Source organism: Mesorhizobium sp. WSM4837 (assembly GCF_055811435.1).
This window is the reverse complement of the sequence record NZ_JBVVQE010000054.1, coordinates 1-18,876: the sequence shown is the minus strand read 5'-3', so window position 1 is coordinate 18,876 and position 18,876 is coordinate 1. Positions and strand designations below refer to the sequence as shown.

At 63.1% G+C, this 18,876-nt stretch carries 16 protein-coding genes; 13 read left to right on the top strand and 3 right to left on the bottom strand.

Annotated elements, in window-relative coordinates; all coding sequences use genetic code 11:
* Positions 1 to 124 precede the first annotated feature (124 nt).
* The 8 genes from AC0L3D_RS25975 to AC0L3D_RS25940 all read left to right on the top strand — a co-directional run bounded on the left by AC0L3D_RS25975 (position 125) and on the right by AC0L3D_RS25940 (position 9,047).
* On the top strand, positions 125 to 1,714 hold the full coding sequence (locus AC0L3D_RS25975) for an ABC transporter substrate-binding protein (RefSeq protein WP_128171041.1): 1,590 nt from the start codon (positions 125 to 127) through the stop codon (positions 1,712 to 1,714).
* Between the two features lie 16 nt (positions 1,715 to 1,730).
* Positions 1,731 to 2,690 carry an ABC transporter permease gene (locus tag AC0L3D_RS25970; protein WP_023796836.1) on the top strand — a complete coding sequence of 320 codons (960 nt, stop codon included), beginning with the start codon at positions 1,731 to 1,733 and terminating at the stop codon, positions 2,688 to 2,690.
* 11 nt (positions 2,691 to 2,701) lie between these two features.
* Positions 2,702 to 3,526 carry an ABC transporter permease gene (locus AC0L3D_RS25965; protein WP_128244537.1) on the top strand — a complete coding sequence of 275 codons (825 nt, stop codon included), beginning with the start codon at positions 2,702 to 2,704 and terminating at the stop codon, positions 3,524 to 3,526.
* Positions 3,526 to 5,178, top strand: a complete 1,653-nt coding sequence (locus AC0L3D_RS25960) for an ABC transporter ATP-binding protein (protein WP_473626947.1) — start codon at positions 3,526 to 3,528, stop codon at positions 5,176 to 5,178. Before AC0L3D_RS25965 ends, AC0L3D_RS25960 begins: the two co-directional genes overlap by 1 nt.
* An 8-nt stretch (positions 5,179 to 5,186) precedes the next feature.
* Positions 5,187 to 6,026 carry an alkaline phosphatase family protein gene (locus tag AC0L3D_RS25955; protein WP_473507824.1) on the top strand — a complete coding sequence of 280 codons (840 nt, stop codon included), beginning with the start codon at positions 5,187 to 5,189 and terminating at the stop codon, positions 6,024 to 6,026.
* Positions 6,027 to 6,350: 324 nt separating this feature from the next.
* Complete coding sequence (locus AC0L3D_RS25950) at positions 6,351 to 6,917, top strand: sigma-70 family RNA polymerase sigma factor (protein WP_192355652.1); 567 nt, start codon at positions 6,351 to 6,353, stop codon at positions 6,915 to 6,917.
* Positions 6,914 to 7,579 carry an anti-sigma factor gene (locus tag AC0L3D_RS25945; RefSeq protein ID WP_473626945.1) on the top strand — a complete coding sequence of 222 codons (666 nt, stop codon included), beginning with the start codon at positions 6,914 to 6,916 and terminating at the stop codon, positions 7,577 to 7,579. Before AC0L3D_RS25950 ends, AC0L3D_RS25945 begins: the two co-directional genes overlap by 4 nt.
* Entirely contained in the window at positions 7,569 to 9,047 is a 1,479-nt protein-coding gene (locus AC0L3D_RS25940; RefSeq protein WP_473626943.1) for a S8 family serine peptidase, read from the top strand. Before AC0L3D_RS25945 ends, AC0L3D_RS25940 begins: the two co-directional genes overlap by 11 nt.
* Positions 9,048 to 9,205: 158 nt before the next feature.
* Here AC0L3D_RS25940 and AC0L3D_RS25935 read toward each other — a convergent pair whose 3' ends face one another.
* The 3 genes from AC0L3D_RS25935 to AC0L3D_RS25925 all read right to left on the bottom strand — a co-directional run bounded on the left by AC0L3D_RS25935 (position 9,206) and on the right by AC0L3D_RS25925 (position 11,780).
* Complete coding sequence (locus AC0L3D_RS25935; RefSeq protein WP_473646259.1) at positions 9,206 to 9,736, bottom strand: imm11 family protein; 531 nt, start codon at positions 9,734 to 9,736, stop codon at positions 9,206 to 9,208.
* Between the two features lie 247 nt (positions 9,737 to 9,983).
* A complete protein-coding gene (locus AC0L3D_RS25930; RefSeq protein WP_473626940.1) occupies positions 9,984 to 10,406 on the bottom strand; it encodes a GFA family protein in 423 nt (140 codons plus the stop codon).
* Between the two features lie 351 nt (positions 10,407 to 10,757).
* A complete protein-coding gene (locus tag AC0L3D_RS25925; RefSeq protein WP_473646257.1) occupies positions 10,758 to 11,780 on the bottom strand; it encodes a substrate-binding domain-containing protein in 1,023 nt (340 codons plus the stop codon).
* A gap of 362 nt (positions 11,781 to 12,142) precedes the next feature.
* On the opposite strand from AC0L3D_RS25925, the gene AC0L3D_RS25920 reads away from it, so the two are divergent.
* From AC0L3D_RS25920 to AC0L3D_RS25900, 5 genes are all read left to right on the top strand, one after another.
* A complete protein-coding gene (locus tag AC0L3D_RS25920) occupies positions 12,143 to 13,498 on the top strand; it encodes an ABC transporter substrate-binding protein (RefSeq protein ID WP_473626937.1) in 1,356 nt (451 codons plus the stop codon).
* A 230-nt stretch (positions 13,499 to 13,728) separates the two neighbouring features.
* Positions 13,729 to 14,742 (top strand): carbohydrate ABC transporter permease, encoded by a 1,014-nt coding sequence (locus AC0L3D_RS25915; RefSeq protein ID WP_023796848.1) that lies wholly within the window; start codon positions 13,729 to 13,731, stop codon positions 14,740 to 14,742.
* Between the two features lies 1 nt (position 14,743).
* Positions 14,744 to 15,898, top strand: coding sequence for a carbohydrate ABC transporter permease (locus tag AC0L3D_RS25910; protein ID WP_027151438.1), 1,155 nt, complete (start codon positions 14,744 to 14,746; stop codon positions 15,896 to 15,898).
* Between the two features lie 4 nt (positions 15,899 to 15,902).
* Positions 15,903 to 17,567, top strand: a complete 1,665-nt coding sequence (gene bglA / locus AC0L3D_RS25905) for a beta-galactosidase BglA (protein WP_473626936.1) — start codon at positions 15,903 to 15,905, stop codon at positions 17,565 to 17,567.
* A gap of 25 nt (positions 17,568 to 17,592) precedes the next feature.
* Positions 17,593 to 18,705, top strand: coding sequence for an ABC transporter ATP-binding protein (locus AC0L3D_RS25900; protein WP_027151436.1), 1,113 nt, complete (start codon positions 17,593 to 17,595; stop codon positions 18,703 to 18,705).
* Positions 18,706 to 18,876: the final 171 nt, after the last annotated feature.

The following is an 18,876-nucleotide window of genomic DNA, read 5'->3' as shown; positions in this document are numbered from 1 at the left end:
CGATTTACGCCACGGCATGTCGCATTCGGTCTTGCTTACGGCGGTCCCTTGCGGTCATTATTCTCCTCACAAGAAACCATAAAAAACGACCACAAGGTCGAACCAACAGAGTGAGGAACTCAACATGTCAAACGAACTGGAATTTCTTAGCCTGCGCGTCGCATCCGGCAAACTGAGCCGTCGTGATTTTCTCGGCCGGGCGGCAGCGCTCGGCGTCACCGCGACCTTCGCCAACTCGCTGCTTTCAAGTGCAGCGCGCGCCGCGGGTCCGGTCAAGGGCGGCACGTTGAAGGCCGGCCTGGTCGGCGGCGAGTCCACCAACAGCCTCGATCCGGCCCTGTTCATGACGCAGGTGCCGTTCGCCTTCGGCAAGATGTGGGGCGAACTGATCGTCGAGCTTTCCCCGGAAGGCACGCTCGAGAACCGCATCGCCGAGGAGATCGGCTCGTCTGACGACGCCAAGGTCTGGACGCTGAAGATTCGCGACGGCGTCGAATTCCATAACGGCAAGACGGTAACCGCCGAGGACGTCGCCGCCACACTCGAACGCCATTCGGACGAGAAGTCGAAGTCGGGCGCGCTCGGCTACATGAAAGGCATCGAGAGCATCAAGGCCAGCGGCAAGGAAGTCGTGCTGACGCTGAAAGAAGCCAATGCCGACCTGCCCTATCTGCTTAGCGATTACCATTTGATCATCCAGCCCAATGGCGGCAAGGACAAGGCCGACGCCGGCATCTCGGCCGGACCCTACAAGATCACCACCAACGAGCCCGGCGTGCGCCATGGCGGCGAGCGATTCGCCAATTACTGGCAGGCCGACAAGATGGGCCATGCCGACCAGATCGAGATCATCGTCATCAACGACGCCACGGCGCGCACTTCGGCCTTGCAGGGCGGCCAGGTCAACATGATCAACCGCGTCGAGCCGAAGATCGTCGACCTGATCAAGCGGCTGCCCGGCGTCACCATCCGCAACCATGCGGGTCCTGGCCACTACGTCTTCATCATGCATTGCAACACGGCGCCGTTCGACAACAACGATTTGCGCATGGCGCTGAAGCTGGCGATCGACCGCGAGGAGATGCTCGACAAGATCCTCAGAGGCTATGGCTCGCTCGGCAACGACTTCCCGATCAACTCGGCCTATCCGCTGTTTTCCGAGGACATCGAGCAGCGCAAATACGATCCCGACAAGGCCAAGTTTCATTTCAAGAAGTCGGGCCATGACGGCGCCGTCCTGCTCAGGACATCGGACGTCGCCTTCCCCGGCGCCGTCGATGCCGCGCAGCTGTTCCAGCAAAGCGCGGCCAAGGCCGGCATCACGCTGGAGATCAAGCGCGAGCCGGGCGACGGCTACTGGTCGGAAGTATGGAACAAGCAGCCCTTCTGCGCCTCCTACTGGGGCGGACGCTCGACGCAGGACCAGATGTACTCGACTGCGTACCTGTCGACGGCCGACTGGAACGACACGCGTTTCAAGCGTCCCGAGTTCGACAAGATGGTGCTGGCGGCGCGTGCCGAGCTCGACGAAGCCAAGCGCAAGGCGATGTATCGCGACATGGCGATGCTCGTCCGCGACGAAGGTGGCCTGATCCTGCCGATGTTCAACCAGTTCATCGACGCGACGGGCGCCAAGGTCGCCGGCTGGGTCGACGATCCGCATCAGGAGCTGATGAACGGGTACGCTCTGGCAAAGTGCTGGCTCGAAGCCTGAGCCCGGCCTTGCGGATATGTCCTCACCCATCGTGAAACTGGTGGCCCAGCGCATTGCGCTGGGCATCCTCCTGCTGTTGGCCGTATCGGTCCTGATCTTCGCCGGCACCCAGATCCTGCCCGGCGACGTCGCGCAAGCCATCCTCGGACAGTCGGCGACACCGGAGTCGCTTGCCAATTTGCGCGAGCAGCTCGGCCTCAACGATCCGGCCTTTATCCGCTATTTCCGCTGGCTCGGCGGCGTCGTGACCGGTGATCTCGGCACCGCCATGTCCAGCGGGCAGGATATTGCGACGTCGATCAAGGGGCGGTTGTGGAACACGCTGTTCCTCGCCTTCTGGGCGGCGGTCGTTGCCGTGCCGCTGGCGATCATCCTCGGCCTGATTGCGGTGCGTTACCGCAATGGCTGGGTCGACAAGCTGATCTCCGGACTGGCGCTTGCCTCGACCTCGTTTCCCGAATTCTTCATCGGCTATGTGCTCGTCTATTTCTTTGCCGTGAAATACCAGATCTTCCCCGGCATCTCGACGGTCTATGATGGGATGCCGTTCGGCGAGCGCATGCAGGCGATCATGCTGCCGGCGGCGGCACTGACGCTGGTGGTGCTCGCCCACATGATGCGCATGACGCGCGCCGCGATCCTCAATGTCATGCAATCGGCTTATGTCGAGACGGCGGAGCTCAAGGGGCTTTCGGCATTCGCCGTCATTCGCAGGCATGCCTTCCCCAATGCGATTGCGCCGATCATCAACGTCGTCATGCTCAACCTCGCCTACCTGATCGTCGGCGTCGTCGTTGTCGAAGTGATCTTCGTCTATCCGGGCATGGGGCAGTATCTCGTCGACCACGTCACCAAGCGTGACGTACCGGTGGTGCAGGCGGTCGGCCTGATCTTCGCCGCGGTTTATATCAGCCTGAACATCATTGCGGACATAGCGGCGATCGTCGCCAATCCGCGTCTCAGACATCCGAAGTGAGGGGCGGCGCTGTGCTCGACATAAAACGCATCCCCATCCCTGCGCTGATCGGCCTGGTGCTGACGGCATTGTTCGTGCTGGCGGCGATCTTCGCGCCCTGGATCGCGCCTTACGGCAATGGCGAGATCGTCGGCGACGTCTGGGCACCGATGTCAGCGACACATTTGCTGGGCACCGACAACCTCGGCCGCGACCTTCTTTCGCGCATGATCTACGGCGCCCGCGTCACGCTGTTCATCGCGGTGCTGGCCACCGCGCTGTCCTTCTCGCTCGGCGCCATCCTTGGCTTCTCGGCGGCGGTTTTCGGCGGCTGGTTCGACACGCTTATGTCGCGCCTTGTCGATCTCCTGATGTCTATCCCGACGCTGATCATGGGCCTCGTCGTGCTCTCCGTGCTGCCAACCAATCTGGTGACGCTGATCCTGGTCATGGGCATTCTCGACTCGACCCGTGTCTACCGCCTGTCGCGGGCGGTCGCCGTCGACATCAACGTCATGGATTTCGTCGAGGCGGCCAAGCTGCGCGGCGAAGGCAGCGTGTGGATCATCTTCCGCGAGATCCTGCCCAATGCGTTGTCGCCGCTGGTTTCGGAACTCGGCCTGCGCTTCATCTATGCCGTGCTGTTCCTGTCGACGCTGTCCTTTCTCGGCCTCGGCGTGCAGCCGCCTAGCGCCGACTGGGGCGGCATGGTCAAGGAAAACAAGGACGGCATCGTCTTCGGCATCGCGGCGGCGCTCATCCCTGCCGCGGCGATCGCCATGCTGGCGATTTCCGTCAACCTTGTCGCCGACTGGGTGCTCAACCGCACGACGAGCCTGAAGGGAGGGCGCGGGTAATGGCTGACCAGCGAGCAAAGTCCGTGCTGCTCGATATCCGCAATCTGCGCATCGAGGCCACCGTGTTCCCGCCGGGCGAAGCGCCGAAGAACATCGTGCTGGTCCACGACGTCTCGCTGTCGCTCGAGAAGGGCAAGGTGCTCGGCCTGATCGGCGAGTCTGGAGCCGGCAAGTCGACCATCGGCCTGGCGTCGATGGGCTATGGCCGCGGCGGCGTGCGGATCACCGGCGGCGAAGTCATCCTCAACGGCCGCGACATCCTCAAAGGCGGCAAGGAGGGCTTTCGCAAGCTGCGCGGCCGCGAGGTCTGCTATGTCGCGCAATCGGCTGCCGCCGCCTTCAACCCGGCGCACAGGCTGATGGACCAGGTCGTCGAGGCGACGCTGCTGCATGGCACGGCGACACGGGCCGCGGCCGAAAAGCGCGCCATCGCGCTGTTCAAGAAGCTCAGCCTGCCGAACCCCGAAAGCATCGGCGAACGGTTTCCGCACCAGGTGTCAGGCGGCCAGCTGCAGCGCGTGATGACTGCGATGGCGCTGTGCTCCGAGCCCGACCTGATCGTCTTCGACGAGCCGACCACGGCGCTCGACGTGACGACGCAGATCGACGTGCTGGCGGCGATCAAGGACGCCATCCGCGACACGCATGTCGCGGCGCTGTACATCACTCATGACCTTGCCGTGGTCGCCCAGGTCTCGGACGAGATCATGGTGCTGCGCCATGGCCGGCTGGTCGAATGGGGCGGCACCCGCCAGATCATCAAGGAGCCGCGCCAGGAATACACCAATGCGCTGGTGTCAGTGCACGAGATCGAGCACCAGGAGCAAAGGCCCGGCACGACGCCGTTCCTGTCGGTCAAGAACATCACCGCCGCCTATGGCCGCAGCCACATCAAGGTGCTGAAGAACGTCTCGGTCGACATCTATCCTGGCCAGACGCTGGCGGTGGTCGGCGAGTCCGGCTCGGGCAAGTCGACGCTGGCGCGCGCCATCACCGGCCTTCTGCCGCCCGAACAAGGCACCGTCACCTTCGACGGGCGGCCGCTCGCCAACCGGCTTGCCGATCGGCCCAAGGAGGATCTGCGCCAGTTGCAGATGATCTACCAGATGGCCGACGTGGCGATGAACCCGCGCCAGACCGTCGGCACCATCATCGGCCGGCCGCTCGAATTCTATTTTGGTTTGCGCGGCCGCGAGCGCGACAAGCGCGTCGCCGAGCTGCTCGACAAGATCGAGATGGGCAAGGGTTTCATCGACCGCTACCCGGCCGAGCTTTCCGGCGGCCAGAAGCAGCGTGTCTGCATCGCCCGTTCGCTTGCCGCCAAGCCGAAGCTGATCATCTGCGACGAGGTGACCTCGGCGCTCGACCCGCTGGTCGCCAACGGCATCCTGAAGCTGCTGCTCGAGCTGCAGAAGGAGGAAAACGTCGCCTATTTGTTCATCACCCACGACCTCGCGACGGTGAAGTCGATCGCCGATTCGATCGCGGTGATGTATCGCGGCGAGGTGGTGCGCTATGGCGCCAAGAGCCAGGTGCTGGCGCCGCCGTTCGATGCCTATACCGACCTTCTCTTGTCCTCAGTCCCCGAAATGGAGATCGGCTGGCTGGAAAAGGCGATCAAGGGACGGCGCATGGCCAGCGCGGGCAATTAGACACACCGGTGGCGCTGAAGACAAAACTTCTGCTGATCATCCTCGACGGCGTGCCTTACCGCAACTGGCGCCGGCTGATGGGCAACCTCGAAGGCTGGGTGCAATCGGGCGAAGCGCGCGTCTGGAAGATGCGTTCCGTGCTGCCGTCGACCTCTGCCTGCTGCTATGCCTCGATCCACACTGGCGTAGCGCCGCAGGTGCATGGCATCTTGACCAACGAGAACCGCTTCCGCGTCGAGCAGCCGGATATCTTCTCCGAGGTCAGCAGGGCCGGCGGCAAGACAGGTGCGGTCACCCATTCCTACTGGTCCGAATTCTTCCGGGCCTATCCGTTCGATCTGGTCGAGGACATGGAGTTCGACGAGCCGGGCGGGCCGATCACCCATGGCCGGTTCCACACCATGACCGGCTACAATGCCCGCAACCAGATGACGCCGAGCGACGTCGACCTGTTCGCGACGCTGACCATGCTGACCAGACGCCACGGCATCGACTACGGCATCCTGCACACCTGCACGCTGGACTCGATGGGCCACCGCTTCGGCCATGACTGCCATGAGATGGACCATGCCGTCTATGCGATGGACGGCATGCTCGCCGCCTTCCTGCCGCGCTGGCGGAAAGCCGGCTACGAGGTCATCGTGACCGCCGATCACGGCCAGACCGATCGCGGCCATCATGGCGGCCACGACGACGAGATGCAGGATTTTGCTCTGTATTATTTCGGACAGGGCAACGGGCCGGAGGCCGACACGCTGCTAGACCAGCTGCAGCTTGCGCCGACGGTGCTTGCGCGCCTCGGCGTCCCGGTGCCCGCGACAATGAAGGCCAGGCCGTTCCTCGACTGAGCGCGCGTCTTCCCTTCTCCCCTTGTGGGAGAAGGTGGATTGTCGCGAAGCGGCAAGACGGATGAGGGGTGTTGGAAGAAACTCGGCGTGAAAATATTGAGGGATTTGAAGCGCTTATTTCTTCGGTGTAGCGATCCGTCCAGCACCCCTCATCCGACCGAGCTTCGCTCGGCCACCTTCTCCCACAGGGGGAGAAGGGAAGAACCTCCCTCTGGCAACACTGCCGCTCTTCGGCTAGCTTTCAGGGAATTTGGGCGGAAAGCGGTGAACCTTTTTGGGCCGATCAGCGACAGAGCAGACAGGAGCCAGGCGGCTCGATCGGCCATGACGGCAGCGACGGAAACCGATCGTGCGCTTGTCGGCCGGGTCGCGAAGGGCGACCGCGCCGCCGTGCGGCTCCTGTTCATGCGCCACCACGCGCGGGTCTACCGTTTCGTGGTGCGCCAGACCGGATCGGAAATGATGGCCGACGATATCGCCAACGAGGTGTTTCTCGAACTCTGGCGCCAGGCGCCCGGCTTCGAGGGGCGCTCGGAAGTCTCGACGTGGCTGCTCGGCATCGCCCGCTTCAAGGCGCTGTCGTCGTTGCGCAAGAAAAAGGAAGACTGGATCGACGACGATGACGCCGCCCAGATCGCCGACGGCGCCGATACGCCGGAAGTCGTCACCATGAAGGAAGACAAGGGCGCCGCGTTGCGGCGCTTCGTCGATGCCTTGCCGGAAGAACACCGAACGGTGATCGACCTTGCCTACTACCACGGACAGTCGGTGAGCGAGATCGGCGAGGTGCTCGGTATCCCGGTCGCCACCGTCAAGACCAGAATGTTCTACGCCCGCAAGAAACTTGGCGAGGCCCTCAAGGCCGCCGGTTACGACAGGGGGTGGCCATGAGCGCCGCTGAAAAGATGTCGCGCCGCGATGAAATGGAAACGCTGCTGCCGTTCTATCTGAATGGCTCGCTGGAAGGTGCAGAGCTCGAAGCCGTCGAGGAATGGCTGGCGACCGACCCGGCAGCGCTTGCCGCACTCGGCGAGGCCGAAGCCGAATTCTCCGGCACCGCTGCATCCAATGAAGCGATCCGTCCGCCGGCCGATGCGCTCAGCCGCTTCGCCCGGGCGCTCGACGCCGAGGCCGGTCCAGCGCGCGCGCCGGCGGCGTCCTGGCTGGCGCAAGCGTGGGGCCGCTTCACGGCAGTTCCCGCCGGCGTTGCCTGGGCTGCGGCCGCGGCTCTGCTGGCGCTTGTTGTGGTGCAGTCGTTTGAGCAGCCTGGCGGCATCGACAGCGATTTCGAAATTGCCGGCCAGCAAGGCGATCTTGCGAAAATGCCGTTCGCGCTGGTCACGTTCAAGCCGGATGCGAAGATAGCCGACATTGTCGCTTTTCTTGGCGAGCACCAGCTGAAGATTGCCGCCGGCCCAACCGCCGAAGGTGTCTTCCGTCTTGGCATCCCGGCCGCGACCGCAGCCGACTATGAAAAAGTGCTCGGCCTGATTGCCGCCCAGCCTTTCGCGGAGGCTGTGGTCGAGGGAAGGAAACCGGTCGATGGCGGCTAGGGCGGTCATCCGATTTGCGGCGCTGCTCGTGGCGGCGATGATAATCGGCGCTGTGCCGGCCTTGGCGCAGACCAATGATCCGAACCTTACGCAGACTGAAATCGATTGCCTCAACCGAGGGGCGACGGCGGCCGACTGCATCAAGCGCGACACAAAGGATGGCAGCGGCGAAAGGCCCGGCGCAGGTCTTGCCGCGACAAATGCCGTGCTTCTTCCCGCGCTGATCGTCGACCTGTTCCCCAATCCGATCGGCGGCGGCCAAGCGCCGCTGCCGACGCCCGATCCGCGCCGCGATCCGGCCAGCGGTGCGTTGCCGCCGCCGGTCCCGCCTGCCGGTGCGACAGCAATACAAGCCGCTGCGGCGGGCGGCCCGATCGTTTCGCCCAGCGATCTCGTCGCGGCCGAGCCGCCGCGCGCCATCGTCGGTGATTTCGTGCCGGACGAGGTGCTGGTGACGGTGGAGGGCGATGCCGTCCAGCAGATCGCCGCCTCCTTTGGCCTCGAGGTGCGCTCGCAGCGCCAGTCTCAGTTGCTCGGCTCCACGCTGGTGCGCTTCGGCATTCCCGATGGCCGTCCGGTCGGCGTCGTGCTGGCGCAGCTTGCCGCCGACGGCCGTGCTTTGCGGCGCGAGCCCAACCATATCTACTCGCTGCAGCAGGCAGCCACCATCGTCAACTATGCCTTCGAGCGCATTGCGCTCGATGCGAAAGGGGCGAGCGGCGAGAACGTGCGCATTGCCGTCGTCGACACCGCCATCGACGACACCAATCCAGCACTCTCCGGCGTCATCGCCGATCAGTTCGACGCCATGCCCGACGTGCCGATCGAGGCGCGCGATCACGGCACCTCGATCGACGGCCTGATCGCCGGCGTCGGCGCGCTCAAAGGCATGGCGCCGGGCGCCAGGATCTACCACGCCCGCGCCTTCGAGGGCGGCAAATCGACGATGGACGTCATCCTTGCGGCGCTCGACTGGGCGGCGGAGCAGGACGTCCGCATCATCAATATGAGCTTCGTCGGCCCGAAGAACGACCTGCTCGGCGTCGCCTGCCGCAATGCTCGCGCCTTGGGCATCGTGCTGGTCGCCGCCGCCGGCAACAACGGACCGAAGGCGCCCTACGGCTATCCGGCCGCCTTCGACGGCGTCATCGCGGTGACCGCCACCGATGCCAAGGACGGGCTGATGCAGCAGGCCAATCGCGGCGCCTACGTCTTCCTCTCCGCTCCCGGCGTCGAGATGGTGGCGCCGAGCGGCGCCGGTTCGGATGTCGTCACCGGCACCTCGTTTGCCGCAGCGATCGTCACCGGCGCGATCGCCAATCTGCTGCATACCGCACCCGACCGTTCCGCCGACTGGGTCGAGAAAGCGCTGGCCGCCACGGCAAGGGATCTCGGCCCCAAGGGACGAGACAATGATTTCGGCTATGGCCTGCTCAATACCAAGGCGGCCGAGGCGGCGAAAGAATAAGTCTCGGGCTTGAAGCATCTGCTTTTATGCACGTCGTTTTCCCAGCCGCTGCATAATTTTCGGCAACAGATATTGGGGTCAAAACTCAATCAGCCGGTTGCCGCAAATGACCGAGATGGGTGGAGTGCGGCCTTGCGCTATGTCGTCTCCATCGCGTGCTAGCCGATGCCTCTGATACCGGCCTCTGACATTGCCAGCTTGAAGGTTTCTGACACGAAAGGAAGATCAAACCCGCTCATGCGCGGGTCGATCCAGACGTTGCGCCCGCGGACCCGCTGCAGATTGACGACATAGGAACCACCGGGTCTGTTCATCCAGAGTCCCGACTTTTCGCGGAACTCATGCGTCGTTTGCTCTCTATCCGTGCCGTCGATGCGGTTGCATGGGTAAAACCAGAAATAGGAGGCGGCATGGCTGCCGTCCTTCCACAGCAGCTCGACTGGAACGAATTGATGCAGGCCGGGCTCCAGTTTCTCGACCACCTCACGGAATTTGCCACTGACGAAGAAGGAGTTGTGCATCATCAGGTCCGCCGGCATGATCTTCCCCCCTCCCACCTTTATCTTCGTGGGCAGGTGGGTGGGATCGATCGGGACGCCCTGGTAGGTGGCCGATTTGTCCACCCACGTTCCATCTTCCAGCCTCGCCGAATTCGTGACCGGATGGAATTCGAACCCGGCCGGGAACACCTTCCGGCGATCGCACCATCGACTGGATCGCCGCGACGTCCGAAGTCCGCGCCCTGGTCGGCGCCGGCGATTTCGGAATAGTTAGAAATTGCTGGCAAGCAAGGTTAGCAACTGCTGGTAATCGTCGGAAGGTCCGCAACCGGGTCGAACTCGGTCGCTCAGAGTGATTGAGTTTGACCACTAGGCCGGTGCGCCGGCGACCGATCCCCTGACCACCAGATCGACCGGCCAGGCTTCGCCGCGGGCGTCAGATATCAGGCGAGTACTGTTGTATCAGACTTGCCTGGAAGCGCTCGACCTCTTCCGCAAGAGTTACCCAATGATGTTGATATCGCTCGAAGATCGACACGGTTGGGGCCGGGAAGTTTGGATCGGCCAATGCGCCAACGGCTACGCCGATCATCGTAGGCAGAGCATCAGGCTTCCAATAGACTGTCGAACCACAGGTCGGGCAAAAATACATGCGTACATTGCGGCCGCTATCGGCAACGCGAATGAACTCCCTTGCAGCTCCCGAAATCGCGACGGTATCAGTCGCATAGAACGCGTTGACGCTGAATGATGTACCGGTTCGCCGTTGGCAAGCTAAACAATGACACGCGGCAACCAATTTTGTTGGCTCTCGCATCATAAGTCTGAGTGCGCCGCATACGCATTGGGCATCGGCCATGAAGAATCCTCCGTCTTTCTCGGTGAAACAACTTTGCGGTGTAGGGGTGAGGCGCAGTTCGAACCGCTGTTGCAGACAGGCAACGCGTAGGACGTGACCCTATCGAGGATCGAGATGCGCAACGCCAACAATGATGCGGCTCACGGAAGCTGTCAACCGCAGCGCATTTCCCGGGCCTTTCTGATGCGTCTCTCGACTACACGGCGATGGCGGTCGATCAGTTCCAGTTCGACCAGGCGAGGCAGATAGCGGGAAGATCGACGCCGTCGCGCGCATTCGCGAGCGACCTTGTCATACTCCCGCAAGACCGCGCAGGTCCCAAAGGGTCGAACTCAGTCGATCGAGTGATCCTTAGCCAGGTGCGCCGGCGACCGATCCCCTGATGACCAGGTCGACCGGCCAGACTTCGCCGCGGGCGCCCTCCTCCAACCCCGAAATCCGCGCCGCCAGCCGCTCGGCGATACGAGCGCCGGCCAAACGGATCGACGAACGCGTCGTCGACAACGGCACCGAAAAATTCTCCGGCTTCAGCCAAGGGAAGACGTCGTCATGGGCGATCAGCGACAGGTCGCCCGGAATGGTCAGGCCGAGATCGCGCACCGCTCGCACGACGCCGAGCGCCATGATCAGGCTGGAGCAGGCGATCGCGGTCGGCGCATCGCTTTGCTCAAGTAAGCGCCTGGCGGCGCGGTAGCCGTTCTCCTCGGTCATGGCGAGGGAACAGACATCGCCTTCGCCAAGCGCCAGACCGCTTGCCGCCAGCGCTCGGCGCACACCACGCTCGCGGTGAATGGCGAAGGTCTCGCGGCCGTCGCCGTTGATCAGCGCCAGCCGCCGGTGACCGAGTTGGACGAGCAACCGTGCCGCCTCGTGGAAGGCGCCCTCATTGTCGATGTCGGTGAAAGGGTAATCGAAATCGAGCCCTTCACTGCGGCCATGGACGATAAAGGGGATGCCGAGCGTGCTGACCAGCGCCACCCGCCGGTCGGCCGGCCTCGGCGAGGAGATGTAGACGGCGTCGACCTGCCGGTTGGCGACGATGCGCCGATAGGTCGTCTCCTGATCGTCGGCATCGGCGGGGGACAGCACCAGGTCGAGTTCGTGCGAACGGGCGTAGTCGCCGAGACCGGAGAGGAATTCGACGAAATGTGGGTCGATGTCGACGGCCGCCCCGGTCGGCAAGACATAACCGATCATCCCGGTCTTGCCGGTAGCCAGCCGACGCGCGCTCGGGTTGGGGCGATAGCCGTGGCGCTTGGCGGCGTCGATCACCCGCCGGCGCGTTTCCTCGTTGACTTCCGGGTAGCCGTTCAGCGCGCGGCTTACCGTCGTCTGCGAAAGCGCCAGCATATGGGAAAGCTGTTTGAGGTTCACCGGAGGCCCTCCAAGCCTCAAAGCGCTTTAACTATGGGTCGCTCGCGCCACGGCGGCGAGCGCTACCGATGCGACGATCATAAGCACCCTTTCTAACCGGTTTGAAGCAAAATTTGCTATTGCAGCGCCCAAAATGGTGCTGCAGCGCACTTTGTTTGCTCTTGCGGTCGTGGAATTAAATCGATTAGTTTACCAGCCTCTTGACTTCTGATTAATTCAGTGGCGTGATTGCAAAGACCAAAGCGCTTTGGAAGACTCTTCGAAAGGTTGCGGTTCCTTTCCGAGTGAGTCACAGTCCTGCTGCGTCGGCGGACGGAATGGAGGTTCCGTCCGGTGCCTGTCACCACTGGGAGGGAATACCAATGAGGAAAATGCTTCTGCTGAGCGCCGCCTTTGTCGCGCTCGCCCTGGGCGCACCGGCGCAAGCCGAACTGAAGTTCAAGCCGGGCGAAGACCCCCGCTTCAACTGGGCGAATTACGAAGAGCTCAAGAAAGTCGACCTCAAGGGCGAGACGCTGTCGATCTTCGGGCCATGGCGCGGCGAGGACGAGGGCCTCATCCGCACCGTTCTCGACTATTTCTCGGAAGCCACCGGCGCCGAGGTCAAATACTCCTCGTCGGAAAATTACGAACAGCAGATCGTCATCGACACGCAGGCCGGCAGCCCGCCCAACATCGCCGTGCTGCCGCAGCCGGGCCTGATCCAGGATCTGGCGTCCAAGGGCCTGCTGACGCCGCTCGGCGACGACACCGCCAACTGGATCAAGGACAATTACGGCGCCGGCGAGTCATGGGTCGATCTCGGCACCTTCAAGGACAAGGATGGCAAGCCGGGCTTTTTCGCCTTCCCCTACAAGGCCGACGTGAAATCGCTGGTCTGGTACTCGCCGGACAATTTCGAGGAAGCCGACTACGAGGTGCCGAAGACGCAGGAAGAGCTCGCCGAGCTCGAAAAGCAGATCATCGCCGACGGCGGCACGCCATGGTGCATCGGGCTCGGTTCTGGCGGCGCCACCGGCTGGCCGGCGACCGACTGGGTCGAGGACATCATGCTGCGCACCCAGACGCCCGAGACCTACGACAAGTGGGTGAAGAACGAGATTCCGTTCAACGACCCCGCGGTGGTCAACGCCATCGACATTTTCGGCAAGATCGCGACCGACGACAAGATGGTCGACGGCGGCGCCAAGGCGGTGGCGGCGACCGATTTTCGCGACAGCCCGAAAGGCCTGTTCTCGGTGCCGCCGAAATGCTATTTGCACCACCAGGCGTCGTTCATCCCGACCTTCTTCCCGGAAGGCACCGAGATCGGCCAGGACGCCGACTTCTTCTACTTCCCACCTTACGCTGCCAAGCCCGACCTCGGCACACCGGTGCTCGGCGCCGGCACGCTTGCCATGATCACCAAGGATAGCAAGAGTGCCCGCGCGTTCATCGAATTCCTGAAGATGCCGCTCGCCCATGAGATCTGGATGGCCCAGGGCGGCTTTGTGACGCCGTTCAAGTCGGTCAACAAGGACGCCTATGCCAGCGACGCGCTGAAGAAGCAGGGCGAAATCCTCGCCGAGGCCTCGACCTTCCGCTTCGACGGGTCCGATCTGATGCCGGGCAAGATCGGCGCCGGCGCCTTCTGGACCGGCATGATCGATCTCGTCGGCGGCAAGTCCGCCCAGGATGTCGCCACCGACATCCAGAAGAGCTGGGACGCGATCAAGTAGGCGGTCCCGGCTGAACGTCCGATCCTGCATGGATCCGGGCCTCGATGGCCCGGATCCGACCGGCGGCCCGCACAGCAGCAATTTTTATGAGCACATTCCGGCATGACGCGCGACCAGCAAGTGCAAAACCCTGCCTTGCATCCGATCGCGTTCCAAATAACTGAATCGGCCTGTGATCGCATCGCCAAAGTCATTCCCGACTGGCGGATCATGCGCAGAGGGAGGGACCCGTGGCGGCTCAGATTTTCTCGGCCATATTCGTCATCGTCGTCGGCGTCGGCGGCTGCGTCGCCTATTTCTGGGGCGCCAACAAGCTGGTGGACATCATCTTCCCGTCGCGCGGCGTTGCAGGTGCGGCGGCCATCGACAATCTGCGCCGGCAGGGGATGATCCGGCCGTGGCTGTTCGTCGGCCCGGCCATGATCATCCTCACCATCTACCTGATCTACCCGGTCGTGGAGACGCTGAGGCTGTCGTTCCTCGATCGCGGTGGCGCCAATTTCGTCGGCTTCGCCAATTATGAATGGGCGTTCGGCGACCGCGAATTCCGCACCTCCATCCTCAACAACATCATCTGGCTGGCGGTCGTGCCTGCCGCCTGCACCTTCCTCGGGCTGATCATCGCCGTCCTCACCGACAAGATCTGGTGGGGCACCATCGCCAAGAGCCTCATCTTCCTGCCGCTGGCCATCTCGTTCGTCGGCGCCAGCGTCATCTGGAAATTCATCTACGAGTACCGCGGTGCTGGCCAGACGCAGATCGGCCTGCTCAACGCCATCATCCAATATTTCGGCGGCCAGCCGCAGGTCTGGATATCGCTGCCGTTCTGGAACAATTTCTTCCTGATGATCATCCTGATCTGGATCCAGACCGGCTTTGCGATGGTCATCCTGTCCTCTGCCTTGCGGGGCATTCCCGAGGAGACGCTGGAGGCGGCCGTCATCGACGGCGCCAATCCGTTCCAGATCTTCTGGAAGATCATGGTGCCGCAGATCTGGGGAACGATCGCCGTTGTCTGGACCACCATCACCATCCTGGTGCTGAAGGTGTTCGACATCGTGCTGACGATGACCAACGGCCAATGGAACAGCCAGGTGCTGGCCAATCTGATGTTCGACTGGATGTTCCGCGGCGGCGGCGATTTCGGCCGTGGCGCCACCATCGCCATCATCATCATGATCGCGGTCATTCCGATCATGATCTGGAACATCCGCCAGGCCAACAAAGAGACGGGAGGACATTGAGATGGCCGTCTCGACCGGAAAGTCCTTTGCCAGCCGTTTCGGCGTCCATATCGCGGTCTTCCTCTTCGTCGCGATCTGGACGATCCCGACGCTCGGCATTCTCGTCTCGTCGCTGCGCGACAAGGACCAGATCATCGCCTCGGGCTGGTGGAACTCGTTCGCCAGTTCCACGCAGACGGAAGCGGGGCGGCTGCCACCCGCCTCGGCGCAAGTCGAGAAGGACGGCAAGTTCGTCCTCGAGGGCAACATCTTCGGCGATGATCCGGCCCGCGACATCAGCGCCTTTGGCGTCAAGTCGTCGGCGCCGACGCAATATCCCGCCGGCACGACAGCCGATCTCGGCGACGGCGAGACCTTGCAGCTCAACCCCGACGGTAGTTTCGTCATGACCTCGACCAAGCCGTTCGAGGGCGAGCGTGGCCAGCGCGTCTACTACGCCTCGTCGGCGCCACCGAAATTCACCACCGACAATTACAATACGGTGCTGTTTTCGGAGGGCATCGGCCGCTCCTTCATGAATTCGCTGACCGTCACCATTCCGGCGACCGTCATCCCGATCCTGATCGCGGCGTTCGCGGCCTATGCGCTGGCCTGGATGCGCTTTCCCGGCCGGGCGTTGCTCATAGCGGTGATCATCGGGCTCCTGGTCGTGCCGCTGCAGATGTCGTTGATCCCGCTGCTGAAGCTTTACAACGGCGTCGGCAGCTTCTTCGGCGTGCCGTCGAAAACCTATCTCGGCATCTGGCTGGCGCATACCGGCTTCGGCCTGCCCTTCGCCATCTATCTCTTGAGAAGCTACATTGCCGGCCTGCCACGAGAAATCATGGAATCGGCGCGCATCGACGGCGCCAGCGATTTCGAGATCTTCGTCAAGATCGTGCTGCCGCTGTCGTTCCCGGTGCTGGCCTCTTTCGCCATCTTCCAGTTCCTGTGGGTGTGGAACGATCTGCTGGTCGCGATGGTTTTCCTCGGCACCGAGGGCGACCAGATCGTGCTGACCGCCAAGCTCAACGCGCTGCTCGGCTCGCGCGGCGGCGATTGGGAGATCCTGACGACATCGGCCTTCATCACCATTGTCGTGCCGCTGATCGTGTTCTTCTCGCTGCAGCGCTATTTCGTCCGCGGGCTGCTCGCCGGCTCGGTGAAGGGAGGTTGAGATCATGCAATCCGCTGTGAAAGCGACGTTGAGCCCCGACCTCGCCGTCGACCGCGACTGGTGGCGAGGTGCCGTGATCTACCAGATCTATCCGCGCAGCTATCAGGACTCGAACGGCGACGGCATCGGCGACCTCAGGGGCATCATCGGCAGGCTGCCCTATATCGCGGCGCTCGGCGTCGATGCCATCTGGATCTCGCCGTTCTTCAAGTCGCCGATGAAGGATTTCGGCTACGACGTGTCCGACTATTGCGACGTCGATCCGATGTTCGGCACGCTGGCCGATTTCGACGCCCTGACCGCCGAGGCGCACAGGCTCGGGCTCAAGGTGATGATCGACGAGGTGCTGTCGCATACGGCCGACATCCATCCATGGTTCAAGGAAAGCCGCTCGAGCCGCACTAACCCGAAGGCGGACTGGTATGTCTGGGCCGACGCCAGGCCCGACGGCACGCCACCCAACAACTGGCTGTCGATCTTCGGCGGTTCGGCCTGGCAGTGGGACACCAGCCGCCAGCAATATTACCTGCATAATTTCCTGGCCGAGCAGCCCGATCTCAACTTCCACAGCCGCGCAGTCCAGGACGCGCTGCTCGATGTCACCCGCTTCTGGCTGGAGCGCGGCGTCGACGGTTTCCGCCTCGACACCATCAATTTCTACTTCCACAGCCAGGGCCTGGAGGACAATCCGCCGCTGCCGCCCGAACAGCGCAACGACCAGACCGCTCCTTCCGTCAACCCCTACAACTACCAGGACCATCTCTACGACAAGAGCCGCCCCGAAAACCTCGGCTTTCTCGAACGCTTCCGCGCCCTGCTCGACGAATATCCGGCGACGGCGGCGGTCGGCGAAGTCGGCGATTCGCAGCGCGGACTGGAGGTGGTGGCGGCTTATACCGCCGGCAGCAAGCGCGTGCACATGTGCTATTCGTTCGACTTCCTGGCGCCTGAAAAGATCAGCGCGGCAAAGGTGCGTTCGGTGCTGGAAGCCTTTGGCGAGGTCGCCAGAGACGGCTGGTCGTGCTGGGCCTTCTCCAACCACGACGTGATGCGCACTGCCTCGCGCTGGGCGGGCGGCGAGGCCGACCAGACCGCTTATCTCAAGGTGATCTCGGCGCTGCTGATGTCGCTGCGCGGCTCGATCTGCATCTATCAGGGCGAGGAGCTTGGGCTCGGCGAGGCCGAGCTGCAATTCGAGGACCTGCAGGACCCCTACGGCATCCGGTTCTGGCCGGAATTCAAGGGCCGCGACGGCTGCCGCACGCCGATGGTCTGGAATGGCGCCGACGGCAATGGCGGCTTCTCCACGGCAAAGCCCTGGCTGCCCGTGCCTGCCAAGCACCTTTCGCAGGCGGTCGATGTGCAGCAGGGCGACGACAGCTCGCTACTGGAACACTACCGGCGCTTTCTCGCTTTCCGCCGCCTGCATCCGGCGCTGGCCAAGGGCGACATCGAGTTCATCGAAAGCCAGGGCGATACGGTCGCCTTCACGCGCCGCCAGGGCAATGAGCAGATCGTCTGCGCCTTCAATCTCGGCAGCCGACCGGCCGAAGTCGATCTCGGCGGACGCTCGCTGCAGCCCTTGCCGGGGCACGGGTTTTCGGGACAGACTGACGCCCGCTTTATCCGCCTCGGCGGCTACGGCGCCTGGTTCGGGCGTATCGATTGAATTTGCAGTTCACTGGAGGGAACCCATGGCCGATGTCACGCTAAGGCAAGTGAAGAAATCATACGGCAATCTCAACATTCTCCACGGCATCGACCTCGACATAAAGTCGGGCGAGTTCATCGTCTTCGTCGGCCCTTCGGGCTGTGGCAAGTCGACCTTGCTGCGGTCGATCGCCGGGCTTGAGGAAATCACCTCCGGCGAGCTCAAGATCGCCGGCGAGGTGGTGAACGACGTGCCGCCGTCGAAGCGCGGCATCGCCATGGTGTTCCAGTCCTATGCGCTCTATCCGCACATGACCGTCTACGACAACATGGCGTTCTCGATGAAGATCGGCAAGGAGAGCAAGGCCGAGATCGACAAGCGAGTGCGCCAGGCGGCGGAAATCCTGCAGCTGACCAAATATCTCGACCGCCTGCCCAAGGCGATGTCGGGCGGCCAGCGCCAGCGCGTCGCCATCGGCCGCGCGATCGTGCGCAACCCCAAGGTCTTCCTGTTCGACGAGCCGCTGTCGAACCTCGACGCGGCCCTGCGCGTCGCCACCCGCATCGAGATCGCCAAGCTCAAGGAATCGATGCCTGCTACAACGATGATCTACGTCACCCACGACCAGGTCGAGGCGATGACGCTGGCCGACCGCATCGTGGTGCTCAAGGAGGGCCATATCGAGCAGGTCGGCACGCCGATGGAGCTCTACAAGAGACCCGGCAATCTGTTCGTCGCCCAGTTCATCGGCTCGCCGGCCATGAACATCCTGCCGGCCACGATCGACAAATCAGGCAACCCGACCATCGTCAGCCATGTCGGCGGCCGCAAGGCGACGGTGCCGATCGCCACGCCGGCCTCGGCGACGGGCGCTTCGGTGAGCTTCGGCGTGCGGCCGGAGGATCTGACGATCGCCACCGGCGCCGATTATCTTTTCGAGGGAACAGTGGACTATGTCGAGCAGCTCGGCGAGGTCCAGCTCGTCTATGTCGACATCGGCCGCGCCGACCTGCCGCTGGTGACCAAGCTGCCAGGCAATGTCGAGGTCAAGCGCGGCGCTGCGCTGCGGTTGAATGCCGATGCCGGCGACCTGCATATTTTCGATGCCGACGGACATTCATTCACGCTCCACAAAGCGGAAGCAAAGGCAGCCTGAGAGCGGCAGCCGAACTGATGGAGTTTGGTGACCCAAAAACAAGAGCGGCGGGGGAAACCCCCCGCGGGTGTGGGGTGGGGGGGCGGTTTTATCGGCCCGGGGGGGCCGGGGGGGCGCCAAAAAGACGGGGCAACCAGTTAAAGGGGGGGCCGGGGTTGGCGGTAAAAGGCA